Below are 12,533 nucleotides of genomic sequence, written 5' to 3'. Positions count from 1 at the left end.
TGTCGCAATTTTGAATGTTTTTGCGCCATGCGCCGTGATAGCGGCTAGGCTGGAGTCTGAAGCGTTTCAGCCATGACTGCAACACAGGGCTTGTGGCCGGCAGTCTGGGACAGAAAAGCCTGCCGCGCTCGGGCGCAGCAGGCTGATCGAAAGCTAGAAGTCGCTCAGCAACTGGGCGGCGGGGTGGTGCCGCCCGGAAGGTATCAGCGGGCCGTGGCCAGCTCTTGTTGGACGCTGCCGACGGTACGTGGCCAAGGTTTACCAGCCTGGACCTTGGCTGGCAAGTTCTTGATTGCCGCAGCGGCGGCGTCGCGGCTGGCGAAGTTGCCGTAGGTGACGACAAACAGCGGCTTGCCCTGCAGGTTTTTCTTGAAGTAGCGATAGTCGCCACCCTGCGCCTTGACGAACGACTGGGCCGACGCCTCGGAGCTGGTGCCGAAGATCTGCACCACGTAATTGCCCGGTTTCTGGCCGGCATACCAGCTGCTGTTACCGGCGCCGCCCGCGGCTGGTTTCTCGACAGGTTTAGCGGCGGGCTTGGCGCTGGCGACCTGGGTCGGAGCCGGAGTCGGCTTTGCAGGTGCAACCGGTTTTGCCGGCTGGGTTGCGACAGGCTTCGACGCAGGCGCAACCGGCTGTACCGGAGCGGTGGTCACCGGCTGGGCAGGGGCCGGTGCCGGGCTGGCGGTGGCACCTTGTGGCGGCGCGATGGTGGTCACGGTCGGCGGCACGGCGGCCGACGGCGCGGCAGGCTGCAGGGCGGTATCGCCCGCTGGCCCACCCTCTTCGCCTTCGCCCATGCCGGCGGCCTGGGCCAGCGGCTCACGCATCACCGGCTGCGACTGGCCGACCAGCGGCAGCGGCATTGGCTGCGAGGAACCGGAGAACTCGATGGCGGGCGCGCCGCCGTTCGCACCCTGTCCGAGCGGCAGCTGGGCCTGGGCGGCCGGTGCCTCGGTCGGGGCCTTGTCACCCTTCTTGGGCATCAGGACCGCCGCGCCAACGGCGACCACGACCACAGCGGACAACGCGAGCACGTGTTTCTTAGGCATTTTGAACCCCATGGATGGTCGCTTGACCGTGGTACGGCTGGCGATCATGGCTTCGATCAAGGTATCGCGGGCAACCTGGTTGATGTTCCCAGGCCAACCGTCGGAGTTTTCGTGGATGTCGACGATCTGCTCGGCGCTGAACACCTCGATGCCCCGGCCGGCGCCCTCCAGGCGCTGCTCCAGGTACTCGCGGGTCTCTTCCTCGCTGTACGGGGCCAACTCGATGACATGGAAGCGCTCGCCATCGGTATTGAGTTCTTCCAGCCCGGCAATCAGCGAAGGCTCGCCGAACAGGAACACATGCGGGCGCCCTTCGGCCACGCCTGCCGCCAACTCCAGCAACGCTTGGAGTGCCGACTCGTCGAGTTGTTCCGCATCGTCCACCAGCAGATAGACTTCCTGGCCGGTCAGCGCCAGCTGCACTACCTGCGACAGGATCGCCTGCACCTCCGGTTGCGCCACGTTCAGCGACTGCGCCACCTGGCCCAGCACGCTGGCTGCGTCACTGGCGCCACGGGCGGACACCACCACGCTCTGCACCGACTGCTTGTTGGTGCTGGCCACCAGGGCCTGGCGCAGCAGGGTCTTGCCGCTGCCCACCGGGCCGCTGACCACCAGCATCAGCTGGCTGTAGCGCGCCAGGTGGTGCAGCTGGCCGAGCACGGGTTTGCGCTGGGCGGGGAAGAACTTGAAGCCGGGCACTCGCGGTGCGAACGGATCGTGGCTCAACTGGTAATGGTCGAGGAACGCCTCATCGGCATGCAGACTGGTCATTGCGTTGTCACAACCTCAAAGCTGGGCCACGATCGCGCGGTAATCCGCCGCCAGGGTGGCCTGTAGAATCTCTGTCGAATAGTCGTCGGTGACGACGGCCTCGCCCAGCTGGCGCAACAGCACCAGGCGCAGGCGCCCGTCGAGCACTTTCTTGTCGACCGCCATGTGCTCCATGAAATGCGCCGGGGTCATTTCCTGTGGTGGCACCACCGGCAATCCTGCGTCCTGCAGCAGGCGAATTCCGCGATCACGCGCCGGCTGGTCGATCCAGCCCAGGCGCATGGACATTTCCAGGGCCATGACCGTACCCGCCGCCACGGCTTCGCCGTGCAGCCAGACGCCATAGCCCATGTGTGTTTCGATGGCATGGCCGAAGGTATGGCCAAGGTTGAGCGTGGCACGCACGCCCGATTCGCGCTCGTCGGCGCCGACCACGGCGGCCTTGGCCGCGCAGGAGCGGCGGATGGCCTCGGTCAGGGCGACGCAATCCAGGGCGCGCAGCGCCCGCATATTGTCTTCGAGCCAGGCGAGGAACGGCTTGTCGCAGATCAGGCCGTACTTGATGACTTCGGCCAGGCCCGCGGACAGCTCGCGTCCGGGCAGGGTCTTCAGGCTGGTGGTGTCGATCAGCACCGCGTTGGGCTGATAGAAGGCACCCACCATGTTCTTGCCCAGCGGGTGGTTGATGCCGGTCTTGCCGCCCACCGACGAGTCCACCTGGGACAGCAGCGTGGTCGGCACCTGGATGAAGTCGACGCCGCGCTGGTAGCAGGCCGCGGCAAAGCCGGCCATGTCGCCGATCACGCCGCCCCCCAGGGCGACCACGGTGGTGCGACGGTCATGGCGGGCGGTGAGCAGCGCATCGAAGATCAGCTGCAGGGTTTCCCAGTTCTTGTGGGCCTCGCCGTCCGGCAACACCACGGGCAGCACCGAGTAGGCACCCAGGGTCTTGCTCAGGCGTTCGAGGTACAGCGGCGCGACGGTCTCGTTGGAGACGATGGCGACCTGCCGTCCGGCAATGTGCGGCGCCAGCAGCTCGGGCTGGTCCAGCAGGCCTTCGCCAATGTAGATCGGGTAGCTACGTTCGCCCAGGTCGACCTTTAGTGTCTGCATGTATCCCCACAATGTGCTTGGACGCGCGGCGGTGCGGCCCCGCGCGGTGACGTTCAACCCCGTCTCGGCGTTGGTCGCCGAGGATAGACCCCGCTCAGCGGGGCGGCAACTTCTGCAGGCGCTCGAGAATGTCGAGCACCACCATGCGTGGTGGCCGTTCGTCGGTTTCCACCACCAGGTCAGCGATTTCGCGATAAAGCGGGTCGCGTGTCTCCAGCAGGGCGCGCAACGTGGCTTCCGGGTTGGCGGTGCGCAACAGCGGCCGGTTGCGATCACGTGAGGTACGCCCCACCTGCTGCTCCACCGAGGCGTGCAGGTAGACCACCCGCCCGCCGGCACGCAGCGCCGCACGGTTGGCGTCGCGCATCACCGCGCCGCCGCCGGTGGCCAGGACCACGCCATCGAGCGCGCTGAGCTCGGCGATCATCGCCTGCTCGCGGTCACGAAAGCCCGGTTCGCCTTCCTTGTCGAAGATCCACGGGATGTTGGCGCCGGTTCGCAGTTCGATTTCCTTGTCGGAATCCTTGAACAGCAGGCGCAGCTCTTTGGCCAACAGGCGCCCGATGGTGCTTTTACCAGCGCCCATGGGCCCCACAAGTATCAAATTTCGCACAGAATCAACGACTCACAGCAATCGCCTGGTCACTCATGATACGCGGAGTCAGGAAGACCAGCAGCTCGGATTTTTTCTCTTGTAATGCATCGCGTCGAAACAGCCGTCCAACATACGGCAGATCGCCGAAAAATGGCACCTTGTCGACCACTTTGTTCTGCGACGTCGAGTACACGCCACCAATCACAATGGTCTGCCCATCGGTTACCCGCACCTTGGCGTTGACCTCGTTCTTGCGAATCGGCGGCACATCGTTGAGGGCATTGATGAAGTCCGGCTCGTCCTTGGTCACCCGCACCGCCATGATCACCTTGCCGTCCGGCGTGATCTGCGGGGTCACCTCCAGCGACAGGGACGCCTCGCGGAAGGAAACCGACGTGGCGCCGCTGCGGGTGGTTTCCTGGTAAGGCACTTCGGTGCCCTTGAGGATGCGCGCGGTTTCCTTGTCGGCCGTGACCACCTTGGGCTGGGAGATGATCTCGCCATTGCCGCTTTTTTCCATGGCGCTGAGCTCCAGGTCGAGCAGGATATCGCTGCGCAGCAGCCCCACCCCGAGCCCGGCACCGGCCCGCTCGACCCCGAGGTCGACGAACAGGTCGCTGCCCAGCCGGCGCTCCGCGCCATACAGCGGTCCACCCCAGCGCACGCCCAAGGCCTTATCGTAATCGACATTGGCCTCGACGATCCGTGCCTCGATCATGACCTGGCGCACCGGCACATCCAGCTGTGTGACCAGCCTGCGCAGTTCGGCGAGCCGGGCGGCAGGCTGGGTGGCGACCAGTGTATTGGTGCGTGCATCCACACTGAGGCTGCCACGCCCGGCCAGGGCACCGTCGTCAGCCAGGCTCGCCAGCAACAGCTCCGCCAGCTCGCCGGCCTTGGCATGGAACACAGGGATCAATTCACGCTGCAGGGGCTCCAGCAATACCTCCTGACGCATGTCCTGGGCTTGCCCGGCGAGTTCGGCCAGGGGAGCGACCAGCAGCACATTCCCCTCCTGGCGCCTGCCCAGCCCCTTGCTGCGCAACACCAGGTCAAGCGCCTGGCCCCAGGGCACATCCTCCAGACGCAGGGTTATCCGCCCCTGCACCGAATCGCCGGCCACCAGGTTGATGCCCGCGTGGTCGGCCATGACCTGGAGCACCGAACGCAGTTCGACATCCTGGAAGTTGAGCGACATCGGCTCACCCTGAAACGTCTCGGCCTGCGCCATCTGCAGCCCCAGCATCAATAGCGCGCCGCTCCACCCTCTCGTCGGTCTCATCCCTGACCTCTCCTTGCACATGCTTTCCAAGAACCAGATACCTGGGGCGCGCCTGCCAGCGCCCATCGCTATAGATCCGCTCATGGACCTCCACCCGGTCGAATTCGATGGCTACCACGACACCCCCTTCGAGCCCCAACCGCTCGCCCTGCGCAATCCGATACAGGCGACCTCCCGAGCGCAGCAAGGCCTGTCGCCACCCTGCACGCGATAGGCTGCCGACCATCTCCAGCCGTGCCAAAGGAACATGCGCCAGGTCACCGCCCTCTCTGGGAGGTGACCAGGCCCGGAACGGATCGAATGCCGTCTTCTTCGACAAGATTGCCTGGGCCGGCTCATCCGCCAATGACGCCGGGACCGGCAGCTCTTCTCCGGGGTGGTAGGCATGTAGTCGTAGCTGAGCATCAACTCGCCCAATCCCCTCATCCTTCAGGGCCAGCCTGAGCCGCTCCACGCTCAACAGACGCAATTGCCGCAGCCATTGCTCCAGCCACAGGCGCAGCGCCGGATACTGTCCCGACACCGCGATTTCCAGCGGTTGCACCCGATACACTGAAGCCTGCTGTGCCTCCTGCACTTCGACTCGCTCGAATACCAGGCCATGCTCATGCCCCGATAACGCCAGCTGGTCGAGCAGCTCGCTCATGCCCTCTCCCGCGGCCAGCCGCCATCGTGCCGCCTGCAAAAGCACCCGTGCGTGCTCGAGCGCCTGCTGCTCGACACCCAGTTCGACGAGGCGCGCCCCGCGCTCCTCCAGTTCGTCCTGTAGCTGGAGCTGCAGTCGGACAGACTCGACATGCCCCTGAACCGGATCACGCAGACGAACCAGGTAGCCCACGCAAGCAACCATGAGCACGAGCGCCAGGCACACCATGGCCCTCACCACTCCCGACCGGCCAGCCAACGCCTGCCAGTCAAGGGGCCAGAGGCGGTTCACGACTCGCCCGCCAGCAATCGCGCCGCCAGCAGGAACTCGTCCCCCTGGACATGGCGCCTGATGTGAACGAGCTCGAGGTTCCGCACCATGCCCACTTGCTCCAGATCGCGCATGAACCGGGCGACCACCGACGCGGAGGCCGCCAGGCCGCCCAGGCGCAGGCGCCCCGCCTCAACATCCACCTCCGTCAAGCGAGCGCCTTCTGGCAGGGCCTGCTCAAGGGCGAGGAACAGGCCGGGCATCTGCGATCGCCCGGCGTCCAGTGCGGACACTGCGGCATGCTCGGCCTGCAACGCCGCCCGCCTGCCGCGCAGCTGATCGACCTGCCTCAAGGTGGCATCGAGCCGCTCAAGCTCCGCCTGATGCGAGGCGACGACCAGTGATTGCCTGGCCAGACGCGACCGCGCCATCTGATCGAGCCATATGACCCCGCACAGTGCCACTACCAGGGCGACAACCAGCATGATCTGAAATCGTCGCACAACCCTGGCCCTACGCTGCTCGCGCCAAGGCATCAGGTTCAGTCTCGCCATCATGCCCGGCCTCCCATGGCCAGCCCGCAGGCCAGGACCATCGAAGCTGCGCGCAGGCCATCCCTCTCCAGCAGGCCGGCCAGAGGGAGTGGGCAACCCACCTGGCATTTCACACCCAAGTGCTCTCGCAAATACGCCGCCCGGTCCTCATCAGCAGCGCAGCCGAACAGGACAACTTCCTCTACGGGCGCCCGTTCACCCAACCGCCAGAGATCATCGACAGCCTCACTCCATTGCGCCGGCGAGCCCAGGGCGAGCCGCTGTCGTTGCGGCGCGGGGCTGCCGTGCCAGCGGTGCATGACCACTTCGCCCGGCTCCAATTGCAGCAGTACCGCTCCACGAGCCGGCACCTCAGGCAGCAATGCTCGCCGTAGCGCGAAGCTGTCTACCTCCACGGCCTCAAGCTGCAATCCGGCCCTGGCGAACACCCGCTCCAGCGGATCGAGCTGGCTTTGCCGGCAAGCCACCACCAGTACCTCGAACTGTCCGGGATCGTCAGCGCATGCACCCTGCACCCAGAAGTCCAGGGCGAGATCCTCCAGCGGAAAAGGGAACAGCTGTTCGGCCTGAACCAGCACGGCGGCCTCGACATCAAGGTCGGTCAGCCCGGCAGCTACCCGGCACACCTTGCAGATCACCTGGGAGGCGGGCAATGCCAGGGCGATCCGGAACTGCCTCGTCCGACATTGATCATGGGCCCGCCGCAATCCCATGACCAACCGCTCTGCCTCGTTGGATGCGGCGCTGTCAGGCAGCGCAGGCTCGAAGCGCTCCTGCGCCCACCCCTGTAAACGCCAACCGCCGCGCTGGCGGTGCAGATGCAGCATTCGTATGGAGTCGGAGGCAATTTCCACCCCCAGCAGTGAACCGGTGCCCCTACCAAAGCGTCCAAGCATGGCTGTTTCTTCCTGGTCATCGGCAGCCCGCGCCGTTGCGGCGCGAGCGCTCGTCCCGCGTCCCGGGCGGTCACCCGGTGGGACGAAAAATGCTTATAATGGCCAGCGTTTTTCTGTCCGCCGGCCCCGCGCGCAATCCACTCCTCAACCTGGACACCCAAAAGCCTTGATACGTCTGCTGAAGTTCTTCTGGTGGTCTCTCGTCGCCGTCATCTGCGCGCTCGTGCTCGGTGTGAGCGGTGCGTTTCTGTATCTTAGCCCCAGCCTGCCCTCGGTCGACTCGCTCAGAAGCGTCCAGTTGCAAATCCCCCTGAGGGTGTACAGCAGCGACGGCAAGCTGATTGCCGAGTTCGGCGAAATGCGGCGCTCGCCGATCAAGTTCCAGGAAATTCCCCCACAGTTCATCCAGGCGCTTCTGTCCGCCGAAGACGACAATTTCCTCAACCATTACGGGGTCGATCCGAGCAGCCTGATGCGCGCGGCATCGCAGCTGCTCAAGTCCGGGCATATCCAGACCGGCGGCAGCACCATCACCATGCAGGTGGCGAAGAACTTCTTCCTCAGCAGCGAGCGCAGCTTCTCGCGCAAGACCAACGAGATCCTGCTGGCCCTGCAGATCGAACGCGAGCTGACCAAGGACGAGATCCTCGAGCTCTACGTCAACAAGATCTACCTGGGCAACCGCGCCTATGGCATCGATGCCGCAGCGCAGGTGTACTACGGCAAGTCGATCCGCGACGTGAGCCTGGCGCAAATGGCGATGATCGCCGGCCTGCCCAAAGCGCCATCGCGCTTCAACCCGCTGGCCAACCCGGTACGCGCCAAGGAGCGCCGCGACTGGATCCTCGGGCGCATGTACAAGCTCGGCAAGATCGACGAAGCCAGCTACCAGGCGGCCCTGGCCGAACCGCTGAACGCCAGCTACCACGTGCCGACTCCGGAGGTGAACGCCCCCTACGTCGCCGAGATGGCCCGCGCCGAGATGGTCGGCCGCTACGGCAGCGACGCCTATACCGAAGGCTTCCGCGTCACCACCACGGTCCCGAGCGACATGCAGCAGATGGCCAACAGCGCGGTGCTCAACGGCCTCAGCGAGTACGACGAGCGCCACGGTTACCGCGGCCCCGAGGCACGCTTCCCGGGCAAGACGCGCGCGGCCTGGTTGCAGGAGCTGGGCAAGCAGCGCACCCTCGGCGGCCTGGAGCCGGCCATCGTCACCCAGGTCGAGAAGACCGGCCTGAAGGTGATGAGTCGCGGCGGCCTGGAAGAGAATGTGGCCTGGGACACCATGAAATGGGCGCGCCCGTACCTCAACAGCAACTCGCAGGGGCGCTCGCCGCAGTCGCCGGCCGACGTGGCTCAGGTCGGCGACCTGGTACGCCTGCAGCGCCTGGAGGACGGCAAGCTCAAGTTCAGCCAGGTGCCTGGCGCCCAGAGCGCCCTGGTCACCCTCGACCCGTACAACGGCGCCATCCGCGCCCTGGTCGGCGGCTTCTCCTTCGAGCAGAGCAACTACAACCGCGCCATGCAGGCCAAGCGCCAGCCGGGTTCGAGCTTCAAGCCCTTTGTCTACAGCGCCGCGCTGGACAACGGCTACACCGCCGCCAGCCTGGTCAACGACGCGCCGATCGTGTTCGTCGACGAGTACCTGGACAAGGTCTGGCGCCCAAAGAACGACACCAATACCTTCCTTGGCCCGATCCGCATGCGCGAGGCGCTGTACAAGTCGCGCAACCTGGTCTCGATCCGCCTGCTGCAGGCCATGGGCGTGGACCGCACCATCGACTACATCGCCAAGTTCGGTTTCAACAAGCAGGACCTGCCGCGCAACCTGTCGCTGGCACTGGGCACCGCGACCCTGACGCCGATGGAGATCGCCACCGGCTGGAGCACCTTCGCCAACGGCGGCTACAAGATCAGCCCCTACCTGATCGAGCGCGTCGAAAGCCGCAACGGCGAAACCCTGTTCACCGCCAACCCGGCACGGGTGCCCCAGGGTAGCCAGGACCAGGCCGGCCTCGCCGCCCCCGAGCAAGCGATCAGCGTCGCGCCAATGCCGGGTGAAGCACCGTCGGCCCTCGGCCAGGCAGCCCCGGCAGCGCAAGTGCCTGCCGTGGCCGAGCAGATCATCGACGGCCGCACCTCGTACATTCTCACCAGCATGCTGCAGGACGTGATCAAGCGCGGCACCGGCCGTCGCGCCCTGGCCCTCGGCCGTGCGGACCTGGCGGGCAAGACCGGTACCACCAACGAGTCCAAGGACGCCTGGTTCTCCGGCTACAACGCCGACTACGTCACCACCGTCTGGGTCGGCTTCGACCAGCCGGAAACCCTGGGCCGACGCGAGTACGGCGGCACCGTGGCGCTGCCGATCTGGATGAGCTTCATGGGTGCGGCGCTGAAGGACAAGCCTGAGCACGCCCCGGCCGAACCTGAAGGCATTCTCAGCCTGCGCGTCGACCCGGTCAGCGGCCGCGCCGCCACGCCGGGCACGCCGAATGCCTACTTCGAACTGTTCAAGGCCGAGGACTCGCCACCGTCCGTGGACGAGCTGGGCAATGGCGCGGCACCTGGCAGCCCGCTGCCGGCAGATGAAGCGGCGCCGATGGACCTGTTCTGACCAGGTAAACGACAAACCTCAAAGGCAACTTCGATCCTGTGGGAGCGGGTTTACCCGCGAAGGCTTCAGCGAAGCCAACGATGCCTTCGCGGGTAAACCCGCTCCCACAATGGCTTCGGTGAATCCAAAAGCAAACAAAAAGCCCCGACTCTCACGAGCCGGGGCTTTTTCATGACGCTACGACCGGATCAGCCGTTGAACACGTCATCCACGCTTTTCAGCGGGTAGTGCTTCGGATACGGCAGGGTGGCCACGCCGGATTCGATGGCGGCCTTGGCCACGGCATCGGAAACCACGGTGATCAGGCGAGCATCCAGCGGCTTCGGAATGATGTACTCGCGACCGAACTCCAGACCTTGCACACCGTAGGCTTCGCAGACTTCCTTGGGCACCGGCAGCTTGGCCAGGTCCTTCAGGGCGATGGCGGCGGCAATCTTCATTTCTTCGTTGATGCGCTTGGCGCGAACGTCCAGGGCACCGCGGAAGATGAACGGGAAGCCCAGTACGTTGTTGACCTGGTTCGGGTAGTCGGAACGACCGGTGGCCATGATCACGTCGCTGCGGGTGGCGTGAGCCAGTTCCGGAGCAATTTCCGGGTCCGGGTTCGAGCAGGCGAACACGATCGGGTTGGCGGCCATCGACTTCAGGCCTTCGGCGCTCAGCAGGTTCGGACCGGACAGACCGACGAACACATCAGCGCCATCCAGGGCATCGGCCAGGGTGCGCTTGTCGGTGGCGTGGGCGAACTGGGCCTTGTACTGGTTCAGGTCGTCGCGGCCAGCGTGGATCACGCCGCTGCGGTCGATCATGAAGATGTTCTCGACCTTGGCACCCATGCTCACCAGCAGCTTCATGCAGGAGATGGCGGCGGCGCCGGCGCCCAGGCAGACGATCTTCGCCTCCTCGAGCTTCTTGCCGGCGATTTCCAGGGCGTTGATCATGCCCGCGGCGGTAACGATGGCGGTACCGTGCTGGTCATCGTGGAACACGGGAATGTCGCACTGCTCGATCAGGGTGCGCTCGATCTCGAAGCACTCAGGTGCCTTGATGTCTTCCAGGTTGATGCCGCCGAAGGTGATGGAGATGCGGCGAACAGTGTCGATGAAGGCCTGTGGGCTCTCAGACTCGACTTCGATATCGAACACGTCGATACCTGCGAAACGTTTGAACAGAACACCTTTGCCTTCCATCACCGGCTTGGAAGCCAGCGGGCCGAGGTCGCCCAGACCGAGGATGGCGGTGCCATCGGAGATCACCGCAACCAGGTTGCCCTTGCCGGTGTACTTGTAGGCCAGCTCCGGATCACGGCCGATCTCGCGCACGGGTTCGGCGACGCCTGGGCTGTAGGCCAGGGCGAGGTCACGGGCGGTGGCGGTGGGCTTGGAGAGCTCGACGCTCAGTTTCCCCGGACGGGGCTGGGCGTGGTATTCGAGAGCGGCGGTTTTCAGGTCTGACATGATGGGCATTCCGCTGTTTACTGTTCTGACGGACCGCCGAGGATACGCAAAGAGCCGGGGGGCGACAAGACTGCCCGGTCACTATGTGTCAAGGCCTTTGGCCTACGACTTTACGCTATAACCCACGGGGCTTACGGAAGCCAGTGTGTACAATCCAGCATAAGAATGTCTACAACTATTTAGCCTGGAACAGTCGCCAGCATGCTCGGATCGGTCAATGGCAACAGCCAGCGTCGCTGCCCGGGCTTGAGCCCGCCCTTGCGGGATCGATCCAGCACCCAGCCACGCGCCTCGACCTGGCGTCCCTTGAGGTTAGCGAAGAAGCTGGCGGGAAAGCGCTGCTGCAGACGAGCGGGGATCTGCAGCACTACCGCATCGTCGAGCTCCAGCCAGATACCGCCGCGGTTGCGCTCGATACCCTTGATCTGGCCGCCGATCACGGCAAAACCGGACTGCCTGACATCCCCCGCACGTACAACCGGCGACTGTCGCCACAACCCGGTTCCGGCGTTGCGCGCCTGCTGCTCGGCCTGTTGCTGACAGCCCGACAAGGCCACGTTGGGGACAATGGCAACCCGGTAGCCAAGGCCTTCGCTGAGCAGTTGTGCTTCGAGATTGTCGCCAGTACGGCTATAGATGTGCGCCAGGGTACGACCGTACTTGTCCCTGGGCTCTTCGCCCGGGACCAGGCCGACGCGGCCATCGCTGGCCTCGACCAGCGCCTGCAGACGCCGCTTCGCTGCCTCGGCGTAGGGCTCGCTGGTGCGGCCCTTGCGACCGATCTCGGGCGCATTGATGCCGATCAACCGCACATTGCGCCCGTCACTCAGGCGCAGGGTATCGCCATCGACCACCTGGCGCACCGTCACCTGCTGCGGCTGCTCGGACAACGGACAGAACGCCAGGGCCGGAAAATGCCAGATCGCGCCCACAAAAAAGGCGCCCACAAGGGGCGCCTTCTTTTGCAGCAACGCGAACCTCGAAAGATTCGCCATGCGCATGATTACTTCTTGGCACCGAACATGCCGAAGCGATCGGCGAACTTCTGTACGCGACCACCGGTGTCCAGGACTTTCTGCTTACCGGTGTAGAACGGGTGGCACAGGTTGCAAACGTCGATCGCCAGGACGCTGCCCAGGGTCGAACGGGTTTCAAACTTGTTGCCGCAGCTGCAGGTGACTGCAACTACTTCGTAGTTCGGATGAATATCTGCTTTCATGGTCACTTCCTCGAGCTGCGTGCCGCCACCCAACACCTATTGTTGAATACCGCAC

Annotated in this window: 11 protein-coding genes; 1 reads left to right on the top strand and 10 read right to left on the bottom strand. The window is 64.9% G+C overall.

Annotated elements, in window-relative coordinates:
* Positions 1–203: 203 nt before the first annotated feature.
* From LU671_RS03015 to pilM, 7 genes are all read right to left on the bottom strand, one after another.
* Positions 204–1,826: an AAA family ATPase gene (locus LU671_RS03015; RefSeq protein WP_232854912.1), complete on the bottom strand. Its 1,623-nt coding sequence runs from the start codon at positions 1,824–1,826 to the stop codon at positions 204–206.
* Between the two features lie 15 nt (positions 1,827–1,841).
* On the bottom strand, positions 1,842–2,939 hold the full coding sequence (gene aroB, locus LU671_RS03010; protein ID WP_232854911.1) for a 3-dehydroquinate synthase: 1,098 nt from the start codon (positions 2,937–2,939) through the stop codon (positions 1,842–1,844).
* A gap of 94 nt (positions 2,940–3,033) precedes the next feature.
* Entirely contained in the window at positions 3,034–3,552 is a 519-nt protein-coding gene (aroK, locus tag LU671_RS03005; protein WP_186712005.1) for a shikimate kinase AroK, read from the bottom strand.
* 4 nt (positions 3,553–3,556) lie between these two features.
* Positions 3,557–4,780 carry a type IV pilus secretin PilQ gene (locus LU671_RS03000; RefSeq protein ID WP_232854954.1) on the bottom strand — a complete coding sequence of 408 codons (1,224 nt, stop codon included), beginning with the start codon at positions 4,778–4,780 and terminating at the stop codon, positions 3,557–3,559.
* Positions 4,737–5,690 carry a pilus assembly protein PilP gene (locus tag LU671_RS02995; RefSeq protein WP_232854910.1) on the bottom strand — a complete coding sequence of 318 codons (954 nt, stop codon included), beginning with the start codon at positions 5,688–5,690 and terminating at the stop codon, positions 4,737–4,739. The genes LU671_RS03000 and LU671_RS02995 overlap by 44 nt, the downstream gene beginning before the upstream one ends.
* Positions 5,691–5,749: 59 nt before the next feature.
* Positions 5,750–6,289, bottom strand: a complete 540-nt coding sequence (locus LU671_RS02990) for a PilN domain-containing protein (RefSeq protein WP_232854909.1) — start codon at positions 6,287–6,289, stop codon at positions 5,750–5,752.
* Complete coding sequence (gene pilM / locus LU671_RS02985; RefSeq protein ID WP_232854908.1) at positions 6,286–7,182, bottom strand: type IV pilus biogenesis protein PilM; 897 nt, start codon at positions 7,180–7,182, stop codon at positions 6,286–6,288. The genes LU671_RS02990 and pilM overlap by 4 nt, the downstream gene beginning before the upstream one ends.
* 169 nt (positions 7,183–7,351) lie before the next feature.
* On the opposite strand from pilM, the gene LU671_RS02980 reads away from it, so the two are divergent.
* The gene (locus tag LU671_RS02980) at positions 7,352–9,802 is read left to right on the top strand and encodes a penicillin-binding protein 1A (RefSeq protein WP_442799981.1); all 2,451 of its coding nucleotides are present in this window, start codon (positions 7,352–7,354) and stop codon (positions 9,800–9,802) included.
* 188 nt (positions 9,803–9,990) lie between these two features.
* On the opposite strand, the gene LU671_RS02975 is transcribed toward LU671_RS02980, so the two are convergent.
* From LU671_RS02975 to rpmE, 3 genes are all read right to left on the bottom strand, one after another.
* Complete coding sequence (locus LU671_RS02975; RefSeq protein ID WP_110735339.1) at positions 9,991–11,259, bottom strand: malic enzyme-like NAD(P)-binding protein; 1,269 nt, start codon at positions 11,257–11,259, stop codon at positions 9,991–9,993.
* 179 nt (positions 11,260–11,438) lie between these two features.
* Positions 11,439–12,260 carry a thermonuclease family protein gene (locus LU671_RS02970; RefSeq protein WP_232854906.1) on the bottom strand — a complete coding sequence of 274 codons (822 nt, stop codon included), beginning with the start codon at positions 12,258–12,260 and terminating at the stop codon, positions 11,439–11,441.
* 2 nt (positions 12,261–12,262) lie between these two features.
* Positions 12,263–12,478, bottom strand: coding sequence for a 50S ribosomal protein L31 (gene rpmE / locus LU671_RS02965; RefSeq protein WP_110735343.1), 216 nt, complete (start codon positions 12,476–12,478; stop codon positions 12,263–12,265).
* Between the last annotated feature and the right edge of the window lie 55 nt (positions 12,479–12,533).

Origin of the sequence: Pseudomonas sp. NMI760_13, from assembly GCF_021283245.1 — a bacterium.
Lineage (GTDB): Bacteria > Pseudomonadota > Gammaproteobacteria > Pseudomonadales > Pseudomonadaceae > Aquipseudomonas > Aquipseudomonas peradeniyensis.
The sequence above is the reverse complement of the archived record's forward strand: the minus strand, read 5'-3'. Positions and strand labels throughout refer to the sequence as shown.